15 protein-coding genes and 1 pseudogene are annotated in these 23,609 nt (G+C 57.3%); 6 read left to right on the top strand and 10 right to left on the bottom strand.

Translation table 11 applies throughout. The features are described from left to right. Positions 1–25 precede the first annotated feature (25 nt). The 8 genes from tsaB to ABEA08_RS18270 form a co-directional block, all read right to left on the bottom strand. Positions 26–715 carry a tRNA (adenosine(37)-N6)-threonylcarbamoyltransferase complex dimerization subunit type 1 TsaB gene (tsaB, locus tag ABEA08_RS18305; RefSeq protein WP_345336837.1) on the bottom strand — a complete coding sequence of 230 codons (690 nt, stop codon included), beginning with the start codon at positions 713–715 and terminating at the stop codon, positions 26–28. A 65-nt stretch (positions 716–780) separates the two neighbouring features. Then, positions 781–2,691 (bottom strand): DNA repair helicase YoaA, encoded by a 1,911-nt coding sequence (gene yoaA, locus ABEA08_RS18300; protein ID WP_345336836.1) that lies wholly within the window; start codon positions 2,689–2,691, stop codon positions 781–783. An 84-nt stretch (positions 2,692–2,775) separates the two neighbouring features. Beyond that, entirely contained in the window at positions 2,776–4,068 is a 1,293-nt protein-coding gene (locus tag ABEA08_RS18295) for a sensor histidine kinase (RefSeq protein WP_345336835.1), read from the bottom strand. After that, entirely contained in the window at positions 4,065–4,763 is a 699-nt protein-coding gene (locus ABEA08_RS18290) for a response regulator transcription factor (RefSeq protein ID WP_345336834.1), read from the bottom strand. Before ABEA08_RS18290 ends, ABEA08_RS18295 begins: the two co-directional genes overlap by 4 nt. Before the next feature lie 3 nt (positions 4,764–4,766). Then, complete coding sequence (locus ABEA08_RS18285; RefSeq protein ID WP_345336833.1) at positions 4,767–7,934, bottom strand: efflux RND transporter permease subunit; 3,168 nt, start codon at positions 7,932–7,934, stop codon at positions 4,767–4,769. After that, positions 7,934–9,127 carry an efflux RND transporter periplasmic adaptor subunit gene (locus ABEA08_RS18280; protein WP_345336832.1) on the bottom strand — a complete coding sequence of 398 codons (1,194 nt, stop codon included), beginning with the start codon at positions 9,125–9,127 and terminating at the stop codon, positions 7,934–7,936. The genes ABEA08_RS18285 and ABEA08_RS18280 overlap by 1 nt, the downstream gene beginning before the upstream one ends. Positions 9,128–9,129: 2 nt before the next feature. Next, a complete protein-coding gene (locus ABEA08_RS18275; RefSeq protein ID WP_345336831.1) occupies positions 9,130–10,533 on the bottom strand; it encodes a TolC family protein in 1,404 nt (467 codons plus the stop codon). Positions 10,534–10,678: 145 nt separating this feature from the next. Beyond that, entirely contained in the window at positions 10,679–11,293 is a 615-nt protein-coding gene (locus ABEA08_RS18270) for a TetR/AcrR family transcriptional regulator (protein WP_345336829.1), read from the bottom strand. Between the two features lie 200 nt (positions 11,294–11,493). Here ABEA08_RS18270 and ABEA08_RS18265 point away from each other — a divergent pair, with 200 nt between their 5' ends. Together ABEA08_RS18265 and ABEA08_RS18260 are read left to right on the top strand one after the other, a co-directional pair. Then, positions 11,494–13,263: a cytochrome P450 gene (locus ABEA08_RS18265; RefSeq protein WP_345336828.1), complete on the top strand. Its 1,770-nt coding sequence runs from the start codon at positions 11,494–11,496 to the stop codon at positions 13,261–13,263. Continuing rightward, positions 13,260–15,008, top strand: coding sequence for a rubredoxin (locus tag ABEA08_RS18260; RefSeq protein WP_345336827.1), 1,749 nt, complete (start codon positions 13,260–13,262; stop codon positions 15,006–15,008). The genes ABEA08_RS18265 and ABEA08_RS18260 overlap by 4 nt, the downstream gene beginning before the upstream one ends. A gap of 202 nt (positions 15,009–15,210) precedes the next feature. Here the strand turns inward: ABEA08_RS18260 and ABEA08_RS18255 are convergent, their stop codons facing one another. After that, positions 15,211–15,942 carry a hypothetical protein gene (locus ABEA08_RS18255; protein WP_345336826.1) on the bottom strand — a complete coding sequence of 244 codons (732 nt, stop codon included), beginning with the start codon at positions 15,940–15,942 and terminating at the stop codon, positions 15,211–15,213. 758 nt (positions 15,943–16,700) lie between these two features. Between ABEA08_RS18255 and ABEA08_RS18250 the strand changes: the two genes are divergently transcribed. Continuing rightward, on the top strand, positions 16,701–17,729 hold the full coding sequence (locus ABEA08_RS18250; RefSeq protein WP_345336825.1) for a porin: 1,029 nt from the start codon (positions 16,701–16,703) through the stop codon (positions 17,727–17,729). 144 nt (positions 17,730–17,873) lie between these two features. Here the strand turns inward: ABEA08_RS18250 and ABEA08_RS18245 are convergent, their stop codons facing one another. Beyond that, on the bottom strand, positions 17,874–18,254 hold the full coding sequence (locus ABEA08_RS18245) for a hypothetical protein (RefSeq protein ID WP_345336824.1): 381 nt from the start codon (positions 18,252–18,254) through the stop codon (positions 17,874–17,876). A gap of 1,102 nt (positions 18,255–19,356) precedes the next feature. Here ABEA08_RS18245 and ABEA08_RS18240 point away from each other — a divergent pair. The 3 genes and pseudogenes from ABEA08_RS18240 to ABEA08_RS18230 all read left to right on the top strand — a co-directional run. Then, positions 19,357–21,819, top strand: coding sequence for a TonB-dependent receptor (locus ABEA08_RS18240; RefSeq protein ID WP_345336823.1), 2,463 nt, complete (start codon positions 19,357–19,359; stop codon positions 21,817–21,819). Positions 21,820–21,880: 61 nt separating this feature from the next. Beyond that, complete coding sequence (locus tag ABEA08_RS18235) at positions 21,881–23,353, top strand: CehA/McbA family metallohydrolase (protein ID WP_345336822.1); 1,473 nt, start codon at positions 21,881–21,883, stop codon at positions 23,351–23,353. Positions 23,354–23,488: 135 nt separating this feature from the next. Further along, positions 23,489–23,609, top strand: a pseudogene (locus ABEA08_RS18230) (IS630 family transposase); the annotation flags it as partial.

Below are 23,609 nucleotides of genomic sequence, written 5' to 3'. Positions count from 1 at the left end.
GCTGAAACTCGTGGTTAGTTAAGGATCATTCCCGGCCCGGCAACTTCTTCCAGGCCACGGTGTTACGTAAGTATACCGGCTCTACGGCTTCGATCGCCTGCGCCTGTCCGTCACGCCACAACGGCAGCGCCAAGGGCACCATCATCTCGGCGGTCGGCAGACGACAATCGGTATTAATAAGGATACGGGCATCGTCCGCCAGCTGAGGGTAGGTTTCAAAGCCGGTCCCTACTGCCACCACCTCGTCGCCCAATTGCCACTGCGCCAGCAGCGCATCCGGTGCGATCACCTGCTCCTCACCTTTCAGCACGGCCACGCCCTGCTCTGCCACATAGTGACCAAAATAGACCTCGCCCATGCGCGCATCGATGGCAGCGATCACTTCCGTGGCGCCTTGGTCGATGGCACCCTGCGCCATGGTCGCCAGATTAGAGATCGGCAGTACCGGCAGATCGGCCCCCAAAGCCAGGCCCTGAACCATGGAGATCCCGATACGGATCCCAGTAAAACTGCCCGGGCCCTGCCCAAAGGCAATGGCGTCCAGATCGTTCAGTTTCAGCCCGGCATCGGCTAACAAGCCATCGATCATAGGCAAAATGCGCTGGCTGTGCTCACGCGGGGCCTCAGTGGCCTCGGCGGTTACCTTGCCGTCCACAAAAAGGGCCGCCGAACAGTTTTCGGTGGCGGTGTCGACCAGCAGGATCTTCTCTGACATTAATATTCTCTCAATCTAACCAATTGCCGGTGTCAGCGGGCCTAAACGCCACACCCACACCGGCATTAAATCTGTTGTAACTTCGCGACTGCCCGACTCACATCCCGGGTCCGCGCCATCGGCGGCAGGCTGGCCAGAAATAGTTTGCCATACGGACGATGCACCAGGCGAGGATCGCAGATCACCAAAACGCCCTGATCCGATTCGCCCCGGATCAACCGGCCCACTCCCTGCTTCAAGGCGATCACCGCCTGTGGGATCTGAACCTCATTGAAGGGATCGCCGCCGCGCAATAGCACCGCATCAGAGCGGGCCTTGATCAGGGGATCATCCGGAGAAACAAAGGGAAGCTTGTCGATCATAACACAGCAAAGTGCCTTGCCTCTAACGTCGACCCCTTCCCAAAAGCTGCTGGTGCCGAGCAGCACCGCATTGCCCAGCTGAGTGAAGCGATCCAGCAACAGTCGCTTCGAGCCCATCCCCTGCACCAGTATGGGCCGGTCCAGCATTTTCGCCAGTAGCGCCCCCACTTCGTGCATCACCCGGTAACTGGTAAACAGCAAGAACGTGCGGCCATCGGCAGCATCAACCAACTGCTGCGCGATCTCAGCCAGCGGCCCGGCCACATCGACCCGACCCGGCTCCGGCAGATAGCGAGGAACACACAAAAGCGCCTGCTTGGGGTAATCAAACGGACTGTCCAGCACCAATTGGGTCGGACTGCCCAGCCCCAGTTGATGACAAAAGTGCTTGAAGTCGCCCGCCACCGTCAGCGTCGCCGAGGTAAACAGCCAGCTACCGCGATACTGCCGATAAAACTCGACGCATTTGTCCGCCACCGATAGCGGACAGGCCCGCAGGGTGTAATGCCCCCGATGACACTCCACCGTCAACGAGTTGTTGCTCGGCACCAGAAAATTGCCCAGACGGACCATGATGGGATCGAGCCGTTCAAACACCAGATCGATCATCTCATCCCGGCCCAGTTGGCCCTCCAGCACCCGCTTGGCAAAGCGCAGACTCTCATCCAGTGCCAGCAGCGCGTCATGCACCGCAGGTTGCTCTTTGAGCTGTCGCCAATCCCGTCCGCCGTACGCTTCCATCTCATCGTGCAGCAACGTGTTCGCCGCTTCCATCCGCTGTCCGGCACTGTGCAATTGGCGGCAATCCCGTAGCCGAGTCAGGTAGGCGCGCTCCATCTCCCGCGCCATATCGCGGATCTGACGACTGGACACGCTCTCGGCAAAATGACTGAGGGCAATGTCCGGCAGCTGATGCGCCTCATCAAACACAAACAGCTCCGCTTTTGGCAAGATCTCGGCAAACCCCATCTCTTTAAGCGCCATATCGGCGAAAAAGAGGTGATGATTGATCACCACCAGATCCGCATCGGCGGCCCGCTTGCGTGCCAGGTGCAGGCAGCAGCGATCGTACTCCGGACACTTTTTCCCCAGACAGTTGTCGTTGGTCGAGCCCGCCATCGAGATGGCGATGGCGCCTTCGGGCACCGAAGTGAGCTCGGCAAAATCCCCGGAGGGGGAGCCACTGCTCCAGGCGCGGATCCGCATCAGGTGATCGACGATCTCCGGATCTTTGGGCAAGTCGACCAAACGACGGCGCAGATGATAGTGGCACAGGTAGTTGGCGCGGCCCTTGAGCAGCGCCACTTTGGGGGCACGGTTTAGCAACGGCAAAAGTGCCGGAAGATCTTTGAAAAACAGCTGATCTTGCAGGTTTTTACTGCCGGTGCTGATCAGCGCTTTACGGCCGCTGAGCAGCGCAGGAATAAGATACGCGAAGGTTTTACCAATGCCGGTGCCCGCCTCGGCCACCAGCGTGCCATTCGCCTCAATGTTGGCGGCGGTGGCGGCGGCAAGCTGTTGCTGGATGGCGCGAGGTCGAAACCCGAGGATCCCTTTGGCCAACAGACCTCCGTCGGACAAGGCTGTCGCCACCTGTTTTTCTAATTGGCTCATGGGGTTCCCAGTCAAAATGCCCGCGCATTATGGCACAAGGCCACTGCGCTGCCATCCCAAACAGGCAGCGCGAGTGATCCCGGCCTAAGAACCCTCTTCCTCCTCGGCCTCTGTCTCCGGCCAACGCAAGAACTGGGTAAAGCGATCCTGCCCTGCGTGTTGGGTGAGGCGCCACGTCAGGCGAAGACAGATCTGCTCGACCAGATCCAAGCCCATACCAAAGCCTTCCGTCTCCGCCACCAGGCTGCCCTGATTGCCTATCTTCAGGCCCTGCTCGGACAACTCGATGCGGATCTGCCCAGCTTCGGTGTGCTGCATCGCGTTGCGGATCAGGTTGGCCAGGATGATGCGGCACGGCGTCTGCGCCACCCGCACCCGGACATCGTCCAGCGCCAGGCAGATCTCAACCGGCTTGCCTTGTAGTAAATAACGATGCTCTTCGATCAAGCTTTCAATCAACGCGGCCAGATCGACCTCGACCGGCATGGGCATGGGTCGGTCCTGGGCCCGATTGAGCCAAAGCAGGGTTTCGATCAGGTGGGTCATGGTGACGGAGGCGCGACCGATCCGGGCCAGCGGCCGCCGCTGCGACTCCGGTGCCCCGCGCATCGACCGCTCCATCAACTCGGTGGCCCCGCGGATCACCGCAATGGGGGTACGAAGCTCATGACTGGCATGCTGCAAGAAACGTTTTTCCCGCGCCACCGCCGATTCCACCTCCTTTAAGTTGCCATGGATCTGCGCGGCCATTTGGTCCAATTCACGATAACCAAACTCGGGGACCGGCTTTTCCAGCCCCTTTGGCGTCAATTCCCGTGCCCAGGCAAACAGCCGCTCGACCGGTTTAAGCAGGGTGCGGGCTAGGAGGATCAGAGACAGTCCCAATAGGATCACCACCAAAGAAACCGAGCCCAACACCCGCCAATGCGGGGGGATCCGAGCCGGCGTCCCGGGCGCTATCGCTTCAGCGCCCTCGACTCTATGTTCACCTGCGCGAAGCAACAGATAGTACTTCTCTCCGCCGACTTTTCCGGGATGAACGACGATCACCTCTTTCGGTGCCATCGTCCAACCCAGCATGATCTTGTACTGGCCCCCAGGTGACAGATCCGAGGGCGCGTATTGCTTGATAACCTCGCTGGGCAAAGCGTCGTAGGCAACCGCGTCAAACACCTTTAAGTTTTCCAGGGCTTGGTACTTTTCAAGCCCTTCCTCTTGGATGTAGTCATGACTGAGCCTGGCATTGCCGTACATCACCATGTCCATACCACGGGACATCAGGAAGCCGGTAAGCACGCTGTAGCCGATCAAAACGATGACCAGTATGCCGCCGCCCCACAGCGCCCCACGGCGGATCAGGCTTGGGCTGGGTCTCATTGCGCCTCCTCGGGCTGAGTTACCGACACCAGTCGCCAGCCAACACCGCTGACAGTTTCGATCAATTCCGGCGCGCCGGACGCTGCGGCGTCGGCCAGCGCCTTACGCAGATGATGCAGATGCACCTTAAGTGCATTACTCGGCGGCGTGTCTTCGCCCCAAAGTGCATGCTCCAGCTCACTGCGGCTCACCGGGCTCGGCGCCGCCCGCAGCAGGGTTTCCAGCAGGGTAAATTGCGCCGGACTGAGCTTGACCAAAGCCCCCCCGCGACTGGCCTGCTGACTGTCGAGATCCAGCACCAGATCCGCCTGAGTCAAGCGTCGGGATTGACCGCTGCGACGCGCGGCCAGCACCCGGATCCGTGCCACTAGCTCAGCCATCTCGAACGGTTTGACCAGATAGTCATCGCTGCCCGCCGCAAAGCCGGCCAGTTTGTCATCCAGGCTATCGCGGGCGGTGAGCATCAACACTGGCATGTCGCTGCCGTCCTGGCGCAGGGCCTGACACAAACTTATGCCATCGAGTTTAGGCAAACCCAGATCCAGCACCATCACGTCGTACCGGTTGCTCCTGGCCAGCTGCAGACCGGCCAGGCCATTGCTGGCGTGATCCGGCAGCATGCCTTCCAGTTCCAGGTAGTCCAGCAGATTTTCCGCCAGATCCTGTTCATCCTCGATCACCAAAACCCGGATCATCCGTTACCCCTCTACTTGTGAAGTCGGCAGCCTCGCCGCTCCAATGCGTAACACCTTGGTCTTTAGAATACGGAGATCTTCACCGATCTGCAGCGCCGCCGGGATCATCACCAAGGTGATCACCGTGCCAAACAAGATCCCATAGCCCAGCGAAGCCGCGCCGGGGATCAACAACTGCGCCTGAATTGAGGTTTCCGTCAGCAGCGGACTGAGACCGGCAAAGGTCGTGGCGGAGGTCAGCAAGATCGGCCGGAATCGACTGATACACGCCTGTTCCACCGCGGCCTTAAAGGCCACGCCCTGCTGACGCAGATCATTAAACGCCGCCACCATCAGCAGACTGTTGTTCACCACCACACCGGCCAGTGCCAACATACCAAACAAAGACATAATGGCCAGCGGCAAGCCGTTGATCCAGTGCCCCAAGATCGCCCCCACTGCACCGAAGGGGATGGCCAGCATGATGATCAAGGGCTGACCGTAACTGCCCAGCGGAATGGCTAGCAACGCATAGATCGCCAACATCGCCCCCACCGTCAGCAGCAACATCGAGCTCAAAGTCTCATCCTGCTCCTCCGCTTCCCCGGCGAAGTACACATCCAAGCCAGGATACTTTGCCTGCAAGTCCGCCAGCGTCTGCGCCTTAAGCTGATTTTGCAGCGCCATCGGCGACAACGAGCCTTTGTCCACCGAAGCGGAGATCCAGACCGAGCGCTGGCCGTTGATCCGGGTGATCTCATCCATACTGCGCCCGGACACCAGCGTGGCAACGGCACTCAGTGGCACGGTCGTCCCGTCATCGGTGCGCACCTGCGCCTGCATCAGCTGGCCGATGTGGCTGCGCTCGGCCTGGGGATAGCGGATCTTCACCTTCACCTCATCCTGACCGCGCTGAAAACGCTGTACGGTTTCGCCGTCGTACATCTGCAGCAGCTGACGGGCGATGCTCTCGCTCGACAGGCCCAGCGCCCGGCCGGCGTCATTAAGCTCCACCTGCCACTGCTCGCGGGTGCGATCCAGGCTGTGGTTCATATCCAGCACCCCTGGGGTGGCCTGCAGTGCCTGCAGCACGTGATCGCCCACCTGCTCCAGCACCGCACTGTCGCTGTGTTTCAGCTCCAGTTTAAAGTTATCGATCATCCGCATCGCATCGGTGATCTGCAGCTGACGCACCCCTTCCGGGCTGCCCGCCAGTGCACGCCATTGACGCACGAGCTGAGCCGCGCTGTAGGGCCGAGTGTCGGCATCCTGCAACGCCACTGTGAGGGACGCCGCATTGTCACTGCTCATATTGACCAGCACATGATCGATGCCAGTGTCCTGCTCGCCGCGCAGCGCATCGTCCGCCTGCCACAGCCACTGCTCCAACTCACCGACCAAATGCTGTGTCTGGCCAAAGCCGGTATCGTGCTCCATCTCCACACTGACGTTGACCACATCCGCCGGAATATCGGGGAAGAACACAAAACGCACCGTGCCATTGCCCACCATGCCGGTGACCAGCACAAACAGGGTCAGCAGCACCGCCATGGTGGCGTAGCGCAGCGCCATGGCCTGGCGCAGCAAGGGCAGGTAGACACGCTGTCCCGCCCAGCTCAGTCCACGCTGACAGGCGCGCTGCAGCGATTGGAATGCCCGCACAAAGAAGAAACGGCTCGGCTTCACCTGGGTATTGAGGTGGGCCAGATGCGACGGCAATACCAGCTTGGATTGCACCATGGACAGCAACAGACACACGCTCACCACCACGGCGAACTGGGCGAAGATCTGACCCATCCGGCCTTCAATCAGCGCCAGCGGGACGAATGCGGCCACCGTGGTCAGCACGCCAAACAGGGTCGGCACCGCCACCCTCAAGGTGCCACGAATGGTGTTGGCCAGCGTGTCGCCCTCGGCTTTGCGGGTCGCGTACACGCTCTCGCCTATCACCACCGCATCGTCCACGACGATCCCCAGCGCGATGATAAAGCCAAAGGAGGTCAGATCATTGATGGTCAGCCCCAACAGGCCCTCCCCCATAAAGAAGAAGGTACCCAGAAAGACAAAAGGCAGGCCCATGGCGACCCAAAACGCCACCCGCAGGTTCATAAACAAGGCCAGGATAATGAACACCAGCGCCATCCCTTTGACCGCGTTGTCCATCATCAAGGCAATGCGTTCGGTGATAAAGCTGTCACGCTCATACCAGCTTTGTAGACTGACGCCTTCAGGCAGGATCTCAGCCCCTTGCCACTGCTCTACCAATGTTTGCGCTTGTGCCACCATCCGGGTGACATCCGCCTGCTCCCCCATCACCAGTTGCACCGCAAAGCCATTAACGCCATCAAACCGGCTCATCACCGTCGGCTCATCCTCATAGGTGTCGGTGACGGTGGCGACATCGCCCAGACGCAAGCGGACTCCGTTGGCATCCTCCACCAACGGCAGGGCACGAAATTCCTCGGCCGAATATTGCTGACTGGCCCCTTTCAGCCGCAGCGTCTTGTTGCCGTCACGCAGGGTACTGGTGATCATCTCCAAAGACTCGGCGTTGACCTTCTGGCTCAATTCGCTGAACGTCAGGCCCAGGGCACGCAGTTGATGATCGCTGATCTCAATGGCGATCATCGGTTCGGCCTTGCCGACCAGTTTCACCTCATTGACCGAACTCAGAGCCAGGGCATCCTGCTTGAGTTGCATGCCCAATGACTGCAGTACACTCTGATCGACGTCGCCTGACAGCTGCAGATACACAGCGTGATCCTGCTTGCGCATCGAGCTGATCACCGGATTTTCCGCATCGGCGGGAAAGCTGCTGATGGCATCCACTTCGGTTTTGACGTCCCGCAGCAGGGTATTGAGATCGTAACCACTGGTGCGCTCCACCACCACGGTGCTGCCCATGCTGTTGGAGGTACTGGTGATCCGCTGGATCCCCAAAACACTCTCCAAGGCTTCCTCGATCTTAAGGGCGATCCCCTCCTCCGCCTGCGCCGCCGAGCCACTTTGGTAGACCACAGAGACGGTGACCCGATCCGGCGCAATCGAAGGGAAGGTCTCTTTACGCAGTTGGCCCAGAGAGAGCAAACCTAAGGCGATCACGATCACCATCAGCAGATTGGCTGCCACCGGATTGCGGGCGAACCAGCTGATGATCCCGCTGTGGATCTCTTGCTGTGGTTGCTGACTCATCACTCGCCCCCTTGCACGGATTGACGGTTGACGCGCTGCGCTTCACGCAGGCGACTGCCCGGTGCGATCACCAGATCCACCGGCTCGTCACTGGCGATGTAGGCCAGATCATCATTAAAAAACTGCACGGTCGCTTCGGCCTTCTGCAGCCGTTGCTCGCCGTCCACCGACCAGATCACCTGCTGACCGTAATTATCCACCGCCAGCGAGCTGGCTGGCACCGCCAACAGCGCCGACTGAGCCTCACCGGTCAAAGACGCCTGCACAAAGGTGCCCGGCAGCAGCGGGTTATTCGGCTCAGGGCTTAGCGCCACCACCAGGTTGCGCTGACGGCTCTGGCCATCACGGTGCCACTCAAAGCGATCCGCCTGGGTGTGCCAGCGCTGGCCGGTTTCTGTGTCTTCCAGCACAACCGCTATCTCGGCGGGATCCTGCGCCAGCCACTGCCATTGGGCCTCGCTCAACGGCAAACTGACTTCCAGTTGATCCATGCTCATCAGGCTGGCCACCGCACTGCCGCTTTGCAGCTGGGCACCTGGGCTGACGTAGCGGCTCACCACTAACGCATCGAACGGGACGGAAATTCGGGTTTGGGCCAGCTCGTAAGCCGCCTGTTCAACACTGGCCTGGGCTTCACGATAAGTCGCTTCGGCCGCCGCCAATTGCGGCTGACGCAGCAGCAGCGGATCCGGCTCCCCTTCAATCCCGGCCAGCGACCACTCCTGTTTGGCCTGGACCACATCCTGCCGCGCCTGCAGCAAGCTGACGTAGGCGTTCGCCTCGGTGCTCTGCGCCGACGCCAATGCCTGTTGGTATTTCAAATCATTGATCTGTATAAGCTCTGTGCCCGCAGGCAAGACGGCACCGGTGCGAAACGACTCCGCCAAGGCGAGGATCTGGCCGCTCACTTCGGCGCTCAGATCCAGCTCATAGCGCGCCGTCACCTCGCCATGACTGACGATCTGCGGCTGGTGACTGGCCGGGCTGATGGTCTGTACTCGAACCGTCGTGAGTGGACTCGTCGCCGACTCTCCTTGAGACGGCTGAGATGGCGAATGGTTAGCGGGCTGAGTCTGCTGAGCTGGCGCGCCTTTTGGCTCTTTCGGCTTATCCGGCCCGGTGGCGGCGATGGCGGCAAACAGGCCACCGAAGGCGATGGCGGTGATCGCCAGAGAAAGAGGGGTACGTTTCATCATTACACTCCCAGGCCCAGGGCCAGACCAAGATCAATTCGGTTAAGCAGCCGGTCGCGGCTGGCCTGCAGCAGTTGGCTACGGCTATCGAAGGTGTTTTGCTGAGCGTCCAGCAGCTGGCTGATCTCAACCAGACCACTGACATAGCGGCTGCGGTAACTGGCCTGACTGCGCTCGGCGCTGGCCAAGGCATCACTCAAATGCTGTTGTTGCTGGGCTAGGGATCGCTCCTGCTCTAAGGCATCCTCCACCTCGACCACGGCACTGAGCAAACTGGCACGAAACGACCAGTAGGCTTGCTCGCGCTCCAATTCGGCGATCTCCGCTTGGGCTTTGAGCGCACCGCCCTGAAACAGCGGCGCAGTCAGCCCGCCAAGCAGACTCCAGGCCGGACTGGCAAACAGGGCTTGTGAGGGCGAGGTCCCCATATCACTGAGACTGGCCGACAAATTGATGCTCGGCAGCAGCGCCTTGTAAGCAACACGTTCCCGGTACTCTCCGGCAATGAGTTGATGGTAGGCCTGTTGCAGATCCGGCCGCTGCGCCAAATCTTGCACGGGCAGGCCGGTCATGGGGACAGCGACATCGAGGGGTGCGTCAAACGCGGAAAACAGCGAAGGGATCGCCTGCTCCATGGCGCTGACATCGGCATAGCCCAGCAGGGCCGCCAGGCTACGCAAGCGTGCATTACTCGCCGCCTCGCTGGCGGCGATATTGGCCTGAGTCAGCGCCAAGACGCTGCGCGCGGTATCCAGATCGTCCAGGCTGCCGGTACCACGCTGATACCGACTCTGGATCAAGGTCAGGTTGCTCTGCTGCAATTCGGCACGCTGGCGCTCGATGGCCAATAACTGGCCATCGGTGTGCCAGTTCAACCAGGTGCGTAAAACTTGAGCCACCAGACTGGCTTGCGCCGCCGCCAGATCGGCCTCCTGTGCCATCAGATCCGCCAAGGACGCTTGGCTGCTGTCGGCCAGACGCTGCCATAGATCCAGCTCCCAGCTCACGGTCAGATCCGCACGGTATTGGGTTGAGATCCCCTCATCGTCCTCACTGCGCTGGGCATCCACACCCAAACTGGCGTTAGGCAGCTGTGCCGCCCGGCTGACGCCCAAGCGTTGCTCGCTGATAGAGAGGGCCAACAGCGTCTGCTGCAGATCCGGATTGGCGCTGAGCGCCCGCGCCTGCAGCGCTTCGAGCCGGGGTAGATCGATCAACGCCAGCAATTGGGTCTGCACCAGCGCTGAGTCGGGCTGTTCGCCCTGCCACTGCGCCGTCTCAAGTGACGTCTGCTGACTGTGTTGTTCGAGCGCCTGTGACAAGCCGATATCAACGCCGCTGCTGGCCGTACTGGCACAGCCAGACAGCCATATTGCGGCGGCGAGCAGGGAGAGAGTTGGTTTCATTCCGTCGGTCTCACTACAAATAATACCGACAGGCTACTCAGGTAAGGGTTAAGGCCGGGTTAAGGCCCAAATTGCAGGGAATAAATGGATGGATAAGACCGCTAAAGTGCCGCCGGGGGTAGCGGCACAAAGGGGGCAAGACCGCTTAGCGGCGAAGTCCGTCAATAAAGGGGATAAGGCAGCACGAAAGCGGATCGCGATACACACTCTTGCCCACGCCCGGTAGGAGTTGAGCCAATAACGGGTATGTCTGCTCTGACACCGCCTGCGACGAAGTCTTACCGGACTGCGCCTGCAGGTGCCGGTTCTGCGTCACGGCCCCGAGCACGCACTGAGTCAGGCCGTAATACACCGGCAGCGCTCGATCGGCGTCAAAACCGGCAGACAGCAGCTTGGCAACGCAAGACTCCATCACCGCCTGCAATCCGGGTAGCATACGGACATGGCCAAACAACTCCGCCCAGTCAGGCTGTGCGCTGAGCGCCTGATACATATTGCGCGCTAGCTGCTCCAGATAGACCGGCCAATCCAGACCGGCGTCGGGGATGACCACCGCATGCGCAATAAACCCATCCAGCAGATAGGCCTGCAGCTCCGCCTTATTGGCAAAGTGCTTGTAGATCGCCATCGGCGTGACCGACAGGCGCGCCGCCAACTTATGCATGCTGATCTGAGCGATCGGCCCTTGTGCCGCCATCTCCAATCCCGTGTCGATGATCCGCTCTCGCGTCAAGGCAACACGGCTCGCTTGCTCACCCATTATCCGCGCTCCCTATCGCAAACTTAATTCAAAACAACCTAGTAAAGCATTGTATTAAAACCGACAAAAACCAAAAGCAACATTTTAACTACATTGCTATTGCCTTCACTCGTGTTTTTATCCTAACGTATCGGTATATGGCGTATACCTCAACAGTTTGTGCCTTCCTAAAATCACCGCATTCCAGCAGGGAGTTCAGAATGGATTTGAAATTTCACAGCAAACGACTGGCTGCATCCTACGGCTATCAAGCGATGCTCGGCTTGATAGCCTGGAAAATGGGGCTGGATCGACGGGACAAGCTGATCCTCATCTTCGCCGCCGCGGCCTTTGTCTGTGGCAGCGCGTTTCTCATCTGGCCACAAGCCATGGCCAATCTGTTTGAGTTTGGACCTTTAGGCGACATCGCCCTGACCGATATCCGCGCTTACTACGGCACCATGTTGATGCTGCTGGGCGCGGTACTTGCCTATCTGGCAGGAACCCCGGGGGGTGCCAAGCCCGCCTACCTCATCATGATCGTGGTGGCACTGGGCTCTACCCTAGGCCGGTTAGTCGGCATGACATTGGGCACCCCGTTGCTCAGTATCCACGGGGGCTTAGTCCTGGTTGAACTGCTGCTCACTTGGCAATGCGTAAAAGCGCTGTGTCGTGCGCCTCGAGCGGAGAAGGTCCCGCCCCTGCCGGTGCTGGATCCCAAAACGCCCGAAGAGTTTCAACCCACCTCCCAGGGCAATTTCACCAATCCCTATCCCTACTACCAGATGCTGCGCGATCACTATCCGCTCTATCACATGCCGGACACAGGCTATTACTGCATGTCCCGCTACGAAGACATCATTGCCGCCACGCGCGACCAAGCGACCTATTCATCGAAACTGATGGCGTGGCTCGCCGGATCTCGCAGTGGCGGGCTGGAAAAAGTCGAGAAACTGGGCGCACTGGGCGTGATCCCGGTGGATGTGTTGGGGATCCAGGATGAACCTCATCACACCTCTGAACGTCGTGTTGGCCTCAAGGGCCTCAATGTCGATTTTGTTCGTTCACTGGACGCCGAAGTCAATGAACTGTGCGATCGCATGCTGTCCCCGGCATTAGCACGCGGCAACATGGAATTCATCGGCGAATTTGCCTGGAAACTGCCGATGACCCTGATCATTCGGCTTATCGGCTTCCCGGAAGCCGACTTTCCCAAGATCCGCGTCTGGGCCCTGCACGGGATCCGGAACCTCAGCGGCACCGCCAAACCCATCGATCTAGTCCGTGGCGGCTTCGCCAGTGCCGCCTTTATGCGTTACCTGTGGAAGCACTGGCGTCTGGCCCAAAAGCAGCCCCGCAACGATTTCACCGGCATGCTGATCAAGGCCGCGGCGGATCCCAGCTCCGACATGACCGAACAGCGCGCCATCTCCATTCTGGTGCAACTACTGTTTGCCGGTTCGGACTCATCCGCCAGCACCATGGGCAACGCGGTGAAACTGCTCGCCGAAAAATCGGAATTGCAGCAACAATTGCGCGCCGACCCCAGCCAAATCCCCGCCTTTATCGAAGAGGTGTTTCGCACCGAATCGGCGTTTCAGGGCCACTTCCGCATCACCACGCGGGACGTCACCGTGCACGATGTCACCATACCGAAAGACTCGAAGGTGTTGCTGATGTGGGCCTCCGGCAACCGCGACGAACGCTTCTGGGACGAGCCCAATGAGTTCCGCCTTAATCGCCCCAATGCTCAGGCCCACCTAACGTTTGGCCATGGCCCCCACGCCTGCATTGGCCGCGAAGTCGCGCGTTTGGAGATCAAAGTCGTTTTGGAGCAACTGCTGGCACGCACCAGCCGGTTTGAGCTCGTCGGTGATGCTCCTTACGAGGCCAGCATATTCTCACGCTCCTTACTGAGTCTGCCCATCGCGTTCGCGCCGCCGGCGGTGCAAACGCAAACACAATCCTCAACGCTGGAGGAGGCGGTATGAAACGTTGGCAGTGCCAGCTGTGTGGCTGGATCTACGATGAAGCCTTAGGCTGCGAGGCGGAAGGGATCGCCCCGGGCACCGCTTGGGAAGACATTCCCGATACCTGGCGCTGCCCCGAGTGCGGCGCCGGTAAATTTGACTTTGATATGGTGCATATCGCATCGGCCGACCACGCGATGAATGAGGGCGACACCCAAGCGCCACTGGCCATCGTCGTCGCCAGTGAAACCGGCAACGGTCTCGCGCTGACCAAAAAAATGGCCGCCCTGTGCGAAAAGCTGGAGCTGCCGCACCAACTGCTGGCACTCAGTGAGATCACCCCAGAGCGCCTCGGCCGTCTGCAACAGCTGCTGGCCATCGTCAGCACCACAGGCGAAGGCGAATATCCGTTGGCCTGTGTCGCCAATACCCAAGCGCTGGAACACGCCCAGCCGGATCTGTCCCATCTTAACTACAGCGTACTAGCGCTGGGCGACAGCAACTACGCCGATTTCTGCGGCGCGGGGAAACGCTGGGACCGGTGGCTCAGCGAGCAAGGCGCGACGTCCCTGCAAGCAAGAGTCGATGCCGATGTCGACTACGAAGAGGTGAGCAGCGAGTGGATGCTGCACTGTCTGGCCAAGCTGACGGACCGCACGCTGGAACAGTTGGCCGAGCAGTTGGGCCAGACGCTCAATACTGCGGTGCGCGCACAGGCGCAGCTCGCCCCCCTGCTCAGCCGCAAAACGCTGACTCAGGCCGGTGCGCTTAAGCCCAGCTGGCACTGTGAGATAGGTTGGGATCACGAGCAGAGCCCCTGCTTGCCCGGCGACTGGGTCGAGATCTGGCCGGAAAATGCCCATGCCTTAGTGCAACAAGCCCTGCAGCAAACCGGCTGGGACGGACAGCAGTGGGTCAACTGGCAACAGCGCCGGATCCGCTTAAGCGAAGCCCTCAAAACCGCCGAACTGCGCCGAGCCAACCCCATACTGCTGGCCTGGGCCAAGCAACACGCAGGGACCCAGACCAAGACCGATCCCCTGAGTCTACTGGCAGCCGCCCGCCAACCGGCCAAAGGCTGGCTGGCCCGCTGGCGCACACAGGCCCTGCCCTGCCCGGAACACGTATTGAGCCTGCTGGCGCCGATCCAACCGCGCACCTACTCGGTGGCCTCCAGTCCCCTAGCCCTGCCAGACAGGATCGCCCTCACCGTCTCTTCAGCCGAGCCCGATCCACAAGTGGGGATCGCCTCCGGTTATCTGGGTGAACGCCTGGCCATCGGCGCACCGCTGAAGATCCGCCACAAATCCCACGACGCCTTCCACCTGCCGGAGGATCTCTCAAAGCCCGTGGTACTGATCGGCGCCGGCAGTGGGATCGCCCCCTACATGGGCTTTTTGCAGGCCCGCCATAGCCAGGCCAAAGATCACCAACTCGGTGAGGCCTGGTTGCTCTTTGGCTGCCGCGATCCCGATCTGGACTGGCTCTACCGACCGGAGATCGAAGGCTACTTGCAAGACGGCACCTTAAGCCGACTCGATCTGGCCTGCTCCCGCGCCCAGAAAGAGCGGATCTACGTCCAGCACCGCCTCGCCGCCAATGCAGAGTCCCTCAAACAGTACCTAGCACAGGGCGCGCACCTCTACCTATGTGGCGACGCCAAAGGCATGGGTGCCGAGGTCGATGCAGTCTTACAGCAGTTGCTGGGCAGTGATGGGGTTGCCCAGTTGATGCAAGCGGGCCGCTACCACAAAGATCTGTATTGAGGATCCGACTTCATCGATGCATCAAAAGCCCCGAGAGGGGCTTTTTGCGTGACACACGCGAAACTCAACCTCTGTACAAAAGAAGCATATTGGTTGAGGCGTCTGACTGGTTCGGCGCCAGGAGCGGGCGTTCGCGCAGATGGTGTACTTCGCCGAGGGAGCACTACAAAAAGCCTGCAACCGGAAGTTGCAGGCTCTGTCGTTAGAAGAAGAACTTAGCGCTTAGGGTTAATCCATTATCAGTAAAACTGTCGCCGGCAAAGGTGGTCTTTAAAAAATAGAAACCAGCAGCAAGGTCAAAACGATCCAGTTGGTATCCTGCACCAGGTGTTATGATGTAGCTATCTGCGTCGCCGAACACAAACTCAGCAGACACCAAGGCGTATGCTCTGTCCTGGAAGAAATATTGTGCATCCGCGCCAAGGAGGAACCCGGTAGTGCTGTCAGATTCAGACACTGATGGGAAGCCGGGCGTGGAGGCGCTGACATCGATGCTCGCATAAGCGATCCCTGTATGGGCTCCAACACGAAGATCGCTGTTCACTTGGCCGGACATGGCGAAAGTAGCAACAACCTCATTCACATCATATTTAAAACGGCTTCCCATGAAGCTTTGGCTATCGCCAGAGTTGGCGTAGTACGCATCAATCCCCCATATTAAGTCACCTTCCATGGATTCGATGGGATTGCCAAACGAACCACCTACCCAGGTTGCTCCTACCCCGAAGCGCCCATCAACAGTATCATCATAGAACGCATTAATTTTTAGGCCCTCCATCACTTCATAACCCCCTGAGATGGAAAAGTAATCGACATAGGAGAGGGAGACATTGGAATCAGTGTTTAAGCGATCCTGAGAGAAGTAGTGAGCATCACTCTCTGCAGCTACGCTGGCGGAGAAAATAGCGACTGCTAATGCGATTTTTGTTTTCATTGTTGACTTCCTTGCCTGTTGATATACGCGCCAATACTACTTCCTTCGCTTACAGTGATCTTTTTTCTATTCAAATGGTGAGGTAAGCGTCATGAATTATGGTCGTGCGTTGCAATTATGTTCTCGCGCTGGCCAGCGGGCAATTCCGCAACATAGTGGAGTGCGCTATTCGACCAATATAATTACCAAGGAAAGAATTACATAGACACCCATGATTGTGATTGTCCAGCATTGACTTCGATTTACCTCAATGAACGGCTGCTCCGTGCTGTGAGTTCAATCGGTCAGCGCAACAGCAGCCCCTTTCGTAGGGGGCTTACCGCAGCATAAGCCACCGTTTTTGCTTGTGTGGGATCGTGCTGTATCAAAACCATAAAACCGGTAGGTTACGCCGCTGCGCGGCTAACCTACCCTACGAAAAGCCAATTACATAGATATCCATGATTGTGATCGCCAAACCCGACACTCTCGCCTCCCAAAGCACCAACAGATCTCATACAGCTTGACGCCTATCTCACTGGCCCCCTCTAGCCAAGGAGCACTCTTAACAAAAGCGGCAATGGAACGATAAGTCGTGACTTCAAATGGTGCTGCGCCGATATATTTTGATGACCGAGGTCAATTGCCGCCTCCGCCAAACTCGATATTGTCTTGCTCAGGACTCAGTGACCACACCGATCCGTTTGGCGTGTTCGCCACAGAGAGACGGATAGATCGCTGAGGTTATGGAGCGTCATCAATAAGGAAGTGAAGTGCAGATGAAAACAACCTTGGTGCGGCAAGTGGCCCTTACCTCAATACTGGCATGCGTCGCCATTAATGCGCATGCAGACGTTGATACCACCTTTTATGGCTCATTACGTTTAGGTGTCGACTACGTCGATGCGGGGCGCGACCTTGATGCGGTCAATGGCCGTGATTTCTTAAGTCGTGTCGGTGCAAAAGCGGAAACAGAGATCACGGATACGGTAAAGGGCATTGCCGTCATCGAATATGGCATGGTTGGCTCCGACGGGATCAACTTCGAGCAAAACGACAGACCCGGATTTCGCCAACTCTATGTCGGTTTAGATACCAGCATGGGCCTCTTTACCTTCGGCTCGCAAACCCTGCTGTTCCATAAATACGTTCGCAGCGGCTACTTCTCTGACGCGAACGATACCTTGAGACAGGGGGCCATCCGTGACGACGATCTACTGCAATGGGTGTTGTCTAAAGACAACTTTCAGATCGCCGCTTCCGCACAGTTTGAAGGCCAAGATGGCGACAGCGTCGACCAATATCAAATCGCCGGACAATACGCATTGGCCGCCCTAAAACTGCAAGGAGCCTGGGTGGCAGACACACAAGGTGAGCAGCAAGGAAACCTGTACGGTCTGCGCGGTTGGGTCGATGTGACCGAGCAGATCACGCTGTCAGCGTTTTACCACTTGGCCGAAGCAGACTTCGATCTGTACTCAGGCAATGCCTCGGGCAATCTCGTTGTTCAGAACGAGGAAGGCAGCAAGATCGGCGGCGTCACCAAATGCAATGGCGAAAAGCGCTATACCGCTGGTCTCTACGGCCGCTGGAGTTCTGGCGCAAACAAGGTACATGCGCGCTACGGCATCAACGATTGTGAGCTTTCAGGCGACGTGCAATCGTACAAGGTCGAATACGTGCGAAACCTAAACAAAAACATGCAAATGTGGACCGCGTACGAACTGCTGGACAGCGAGCGCAGTCGTCGCCCTGTTACGGGAGACGACATGTCCGCTTGGCAGGTCGGCGTGCGATACGACTTTTAAGCCAAGCATGGCATTTCAAATCTAGCAAGATGAACGCGGCCGTTCGCTTCGGGCGAACGGCCGCGTTAGTCGTTACACGATGGCAAAACCCGAAGATCTTATCCTTACAGTAAACGCGAGCAATCCAACAATTATCAGCACTCTTCAATGGATCGCAATCAGACACCGATAACGCAATGAATTACCCTCAAGGCCATTTATTGACGGAAAATCAAGGATATCAAAATCCCGAGTAATTTTAGCTCCTAGGGCCGAGTCGCCGGATGAGCTCACCAATCCCGTGGTGTTGATTAGCGCTGGCAGCGACATTACTCCTACATGTGCTTTTTTCAGGCCCGCCACCGTCATGCCAAAGACCACCAACCCAGTGACGCCTGGTTGCTGCTTGGCTGCCGCGATCCGGAGCAGCACTGGCTCTTCCGCCCAGACTTTAATACCTATTTGCAACAAAGCACCATAAGTTGGCTCTACCTGGCCTGCTTTCGCGACCAGAAAGAGCGGATCGACTAACGCATAGATTCTCAATCAGTACTTGGCACAGGGCGCGCACCTCTATCTGGCTGCGACGCCAACGGCAAAGCCCAGAAATCATGTTTCCTCAAGCACTATGTTGAAACAACAGAGGCTTGAGTGTTTGATGAGAGCTGGGATATTCCATAAAGATCTATACCTGCTCGCAGCCCCAATACCGACCCCATCAAAATCCACGTTGCTGAGGTTTAAACTTAGTTTCTATGATCCCATAGCATTCAAATTAATTGCTTCACTTATTTAAAGCATTCCCTTTTTTTAAGAGTTGGTGCTCCCCACCAAAATAAAATACTGCCAGATATGGTTTTTAATTCAGAGAATTACATTGCCATCCATGACTGTGATTGGCCTGCATTGACTCATACTCACCTCAATAAAGGTTACTCCGTATAACATTAGTATCTTGATTCTGGGTAACGTCATCGCCAATATGGCACAGGTAAATATGATAATTCCTTTCGTTATCGTGACCTCAAATAAATGCGCTGCGCAGTCTACCCGCCAAAAGTGTGAGTCATCCTTCTTTCCCACTTCACATTTAAGTAAGTGCGCCTGCTTAAGTTTCAACGAAATCCCACACAATCACTTTGCTACAGTCCATTCACACTCCATCACTTGAAATAAAGAACGTCTTTAAATACCGCCAAAATAGAACATAGCATCGGCACTCACGATTGTGATTATCCAACACTGACTCAGATTTACCTCAATGAACGGCTGCTCCTTATAACACGGGTGCCTTAGTTAATTTGGGGTAACGGTAACGCAAAAACCGTATAAAAAATAAAATTATTCACTTCCATTCTAGTGATCTCAGATAGCGCTCTGCCCAGTCTGCCCGATAAAAGTGTCAGCCACCCTTATTTTTCTTTTCACATTTAAGTAAGCACGACCGACTCATTTCTAACCAAAGCCGCGCGAACGCCATTTAATTGTCAGGTCACACCTCCACCACTTAAAAACAAAAAACGTCATCAAATATCGCTAAAGCAGAAAAGCAATTGTCATCTTATAGACCTAACCTTTGGCTCGCCTTTTGGGGCCAAAGCAATAACTACAAAAATATAAAATGCCTAATAAACCGCAGGACAAACCTATGTCTAACCCTATGTCTAACCCTATCCGTAAGCCGCTCGCTTTGACAATTTCGGCACTGCTTTCCATGCCTGTTTTTGCCAATAATGCAGAGATTAGCAGCCAGACCCCAAATACCCTTTCCGATATCGAGCGTGTGGTTGTTACCGGCCGTGCCAGCGGCAACGCTCGCACTAAGTCCGAGATCAGCTACTCGATGACCGACATCAGTGCCAATGAGATCCGTGACTTTGCTCCACTGAGTGCTGCCGACCTGCTGCAGTCGGTTCCAGGTTTCTTTATCGAATCCGCTGGGGGTAACGCCTCCTCCGCGGTTAAGGCCCGCGGCATTCCGTCTGACAACTCCATCGGTTGGTATGAAGACGGCCTACCCGTGGTACACGATCCACGCCTGGGCTACCAAGCCGGCGACCAATACTTCCGCCTAGACGAAACCATCAGCCACGTTGAAGTCGTGCGCGGTGGTCCAGCCTCTATCTTCGGGGCCAATGCACCAGGCGGCATCGTCAACTATATGACCCGCAAAGGCGACGACGAAGGCACCATCATCAAGCTCAGTGGTTCCGATTACGGTACCCGCCGGGTGGATTTCTTCCAGGGCTCTGAGCTGGGCAACGACTGGGCATTGGCCGTCGGTGGCTTCTACCTGTCTGAAGACGGTTTGCGCGACACTGAGTTCAAAGCCAACCAAGGCGGTCAGTTCCGTGCAACCCTAAGCAAAAACTGGCATGACGGTCGCTTCGATGTCGGTGTGAAATATCTGAATGACCGCAACAGCTTCTACCTGGGTGTCCCATTTACTAAAGATGCCGATGGCAACCTGCATGAGATTAACGGCTTTGATCCGCTCAAGGACACTCACCGCGGCCTAGCCAACTCCCGTCAGATCTTCCGCACGCCAAACGGGGTTCAAGACGACCTGTACGACGGTAAACGCGGGATCAGTACCGACATGGTGGCCTTGACCCTGAACTTCGAACAGGAACTGGCCAACGGTTGGCAGTTCACGGCTAAAGGTCGCTACCGTGACAGTGGCATGACCCGCGATAACATCTGGCTAGACGCCATATTCGACGGCTCCGACGTCCTCAACATGTTCGGAGCTGCCGTGCCACCGGGGATTGATCTGGAGCTGCGCTACAACGACGGCAGCTCTTTCACCGATCAGAGCAACGGCAACGGCCTGGCTGCAATGGGCCGTGCCCAACACGTGGCATCCAATGTTGAAGAGTTCGTATCCGACTTCCAGTTTTCCAACTCGTTTGACACCGCATTTGGTACCCACGACGTCGCATTTGGCCTGTACATGGCAGATCTGCGCGGCGACTTCTTCCGCGTCTGGAACGACGTGATCCTGGACGTCAAAGGCAATGCTGACTTCCTAAACGTGGTTGCCGTGGATGGTGCCGGTAATGAGCTGCTCTCAATGACTGAGAACGGCGTCTACAACTACGGTGGCCAGTACGTTAACGAAGACTACGACAATACCCACATCGCGCTGTACGGCTCTGACGAATGGCAGATCACCGAGCAGGTGCGCCTGGACCTGGGTATGCGCTATGAAACCCAGACCCGTAATGTCCGTCAGCAAGAGCGCATCAGCCTCGATCTCAGTGACGAGCACATGGCCGCCAGCAACGTACTTTGGGGCGGCAGCAACTGGAACACCTTCCAGCAAGACTCCGACGGTCTGGGCTGGACAGCGGGCCTGAACTACCAGTTCAACCGTAACCAGGGCCTCTTTGCCCGCTACACCAGTGCGTTCCAATTACCGTCCACTGCGGATGGCAATGACGATACACCAATCCAGTACACCGACCAGGCCGAAGTGGGTTACAAGCTCAATAGCAATGACTTCAGTCTGTACGCCACTATCTTCCATACCAACTTCAAAGACGTACCTTTCTCCAGCTGGGCGCAATTGCCAGACGGCAGCTTTGACCCGGACCCCATCGAGGACAGCTACAACGCTGAGACCCTAGGTCTTGAACTGGAAGCCACCTGGATCCCGACCGACTGGTTCGACATCAAGCTGATCACCACCCTGCAGGATCAACAGTACAAAGGTTGGACCTACACCGACGAAAACGGCATTGAGCACGACTTCGACGGCAACCAGATGCGCCGCGCACCCAACACCATGGCTCGCCTGGTTCCGGCGATCACACTGATGAACGGCGACATGCGCATCAACCTCGACGGCCAGTACTTCGGTACCCGCTACGAGGATGCAGCCAACCTGGTGGAACTGGACGACTACTTCCTGCTGAACGCCAATGCTTTCTACCACTTTAGCGAAAACCTGACTTTATCCGCCAGCCTGTACAACCTGACCAACACACTGGCACTGAGTGAAGGTAACCCGCGTGGCGGTACCGCGGTCGGTAACCCTGACCTTGAGTACTTCTTGGGACGTCCGCTGTTTGGCCGCAATGTCCGCTTCAGCCTGATGTACCAGTTCTAAATCGAACCACTATTTCCAAGCCCGGTGAGTCACCGGGCTTTTTGCTACGAGAGATACTGACATGAAAAACTGGCTTTTAGGCCTGATGCTGGCCACTGGACTGGCTCAGGCAGAACCTATGATACTGACCGGCACCCTGACCCATGCCGACCACAATACCTATCGCGAAGTGCCCTTTGAGGTGCCGGCCGGCACCGAGGCGATCTACGTCAAAGTGAGCCACGATGGCCAAGACGACAACACGGTGATTGATCTGGGCATGTACGATCCGTTCGGTTTTCGGGGTTGGAGTGGCGGCAATAAAACCGAGTTCTATATCTCCCAGTTTGATGCCACCCCCTCCTACCGCCCGGGTCCTATCCTGCATGGCACCTGGCACCTAATCCTCGGTTTGCCTAACGTCAGCATCGGCGTAGAAACCGACTTTCGTGCAGAAATTACGCTGATCAACTCAGAAAACCGCGGCAACAGTACCGAGTTTCATACTCCCATCAGCACAGAACGCGGCTGGTACCGAGGTGATTTTCACGCCCACACCGGTCACAGCGACGGCAGCTGCACCAGCCTTGCTGGGAACAAAGTGCCTTGCCCAGTCCACAAAACTCTGGATGCAGCACTGGAAGCCGGCCTCGACTTTGTCTCGGTAACCGACCACAACACCTTGACGCACCAAGCAACCCTGCGCGAGTTAGCCCCCTACTATGACACCATTGCCGTCATCGCCGGTCGTGAGGTGACCACCTTTAACGGCCACGCTAACGTGTTCTCAGCCAACCAGCCAACCGACTTCCAGCTGGGATCCAACCGCTTACCCACCCTATCCCACCTGTATCAGCAGGTTGAAGATCAAAACGCCCTGATCTCCATTAACCACCCTGGCCGACCAACCGGGGCGGAATGCATGGGCTGCGGTTGGAATCCCCCGGGTAACGACTACAGCCGGGTGGATGCAATTGAGATCGTCAACACCCCGCAATACCTGCTGCACGAGACGTTTGACCACCCCCTCAGCGGTATTCCGTTTTGGGAACAGAAGCTGGAACAGGGCTACCGCATTATTGGCATTGGCGGCAGCGACAATCACGAGCCCGATGTCGACTACGGCGATCCCAAATATCGCTTCGCGCCTGTCACAGTAGTGAAGGCTGACAGTCTGTCACAGGCGGACATCCTCGACGCGGTACGAGTCGGTCGAATCTATCTGGATCTGGCACTGGAGCCCGGCCGCCTTATCGATATTGAGGCCCGAAACGGCAATCAGTCGGGCTTTATGGGCGATACCCTTACCGCAAACCAAGGCGATCGTATTGAGTTAACCTTCATCACCGAGCAGGCTGAGGGGTTGTCGCTGGAGCTGATCACCTCAAGCGGGCTGACCATCGAGCATGGTGAACTTCAGGTCAACCAATCCGAGTCGCAGCACCAAATGTCCTACACCAGTGATGGTGAGCGCAGCTGGGTGCGAGCTAACCTGCGTGACAGCGATGGTCGTCTGGTGATGGTGTCCAATCCGGTGTTCATCAACTTCGATTAAGCAAAAAAAGAGCGGACCTAAATAACTGTTCCGAAATGTAGATCACTGAGTTCTCAGATTTGGAGGGAACTCGGCTTCCAAAGTGCGATCTGATCAATCGCCAAACCAACCAGGCCGACAAGGAAGCCAAGCCCAATGATGCTAACACTGCCAGACCGTTCTGAGCGACGCCGGATCATCAAAAAGCTACATAAAACCAAGGACAAGGATGAAGCAAGACGATTGACCGCCATAAGACTGTTGGCCGAAGGCCATA

Origin of the sequence: Ferrimonas pelagia (assembly GCF_039543565.1) — a bacterium.
Taxonomy (GTDB): Bacteria; Pseudomonadota; Gammaproteobacteria; order Enterobacterales; family Shewanellaceae; genus Ferrimonas; species Ferrimonas pelagia.
The sequence above is the reverse complement of the archived record's forward strand: the minus strand, read 5'-3'. Positions and strand labels throughout refer to the sequence as shown.

What these genes read in the sequence shown, in the direction of transcription:
- tsaB (WP_345336837.1), bottom strand. Translation starts at nt 715, where the DNA reads ATGTCAGAGAAGATCCTGCTGGTCGACACCGCCACCGAAAACTGTTCG.
- yoaA (WP_345336836.1), bottom strand. Translation starts at nt 2,691, where the DNA reads ATGAGCCAATTAGAAAAACAGGTGGCGACAGCCTTGTCCGACGGAGGT.
- ABEA08_RS18295 (WP_345336835.1), bottom strand. Translation starts at nt 4,068, where the DNA reads ATGAGACCCAGCCCAAGCCTGATCCGCCGTGGGGCGCTGTGGGGCGGC.
- ABEA08_RS18290 (WP_345336834.1), bottom strand. Translation starts at nt 4,763, where the DNA reads ATGATCCGGGTTTTGGTGATCGAGGATGAACAGGATCTGGCGGAAAAT.
- ABEA08_RS18285 (WP_345336833.1), bottom strand. Translation starts at nt 7,934, where the DNA reads ATGAGTCAGCAACCACAGCAAGAGATCCACAGCGGGATCATCAGCTGG.
- ABEA08_RS18280 (WP_345336832.1), bottom strand. Translation starts at nt 9,127, where the DNA reads ATGAAACGTACCCCTCTTTCTCTGGCGATCACCGCCATCGCCTTCGGT.
- ABEA08_RS18275 (WP_345336831.1), bottom strand. Translation starts at nt 10,533, where the DNA reads ATGAAACCAACTCTCTCCCTGCTCGCCGCCGCAATATGGCTGTCTGGC.
- ABEA08_RS18270 (WP_345336829.1), bottom strand. Translation starts at nt 11,293, where the DNA reads ATGGGTGAGCAAGCGAGCCGTGTTGCCTTGACGCGAGAGCGGATCATC.
- ABEA08_RS18265 (WP_345336828.1), top strand. Translation starts at nt 11,494, where the DNA reads ATGGATTTGAAATTTCACAGCAAACGACTGGCTGCATCCTACGGCTAT.
- ABEA08_RS18260 (WP_345336827.1), top strand. Translation starts at nt 13,260, where the DNA reads ATGAAACGTTGGCAGTGCCAGCTGTGTGGCTGGATCTACGATGAAGCC.
- ABEA08_RS18255 (WP_345336826.1), bottom strand. Translation starts at nt 15,942, where the DNA reads ATGAAAACAAAAATCGCATTAGCAGTCGCTATTTTCTCCGCCAGCGTA.
- ABEA08_RS18250 (WP_345336825.1), top strand. Translation starts at nt 16,701, where the DNA reads ATGAAAACAACCTTGGTGCGGCAAGTGGCCCTTACCTCAATACTGGCA.
- ABEA08_RS18240 (WP_345336823.1), top strand. Translation starts at nt 19,357, where the DNA reads ATGTCTAACCCTATGTCTAACCCTATCCGTAAGCCGCTCGCTTTGACA.
- ABEA08_RS18235 (WP_345336822.1), top strand. Translation starts at nt 21,881, where the DNA reads ATGAAAAACTGGCTTTTAGGCCTGATGCTGGCCACTGGACTGGCTCAG.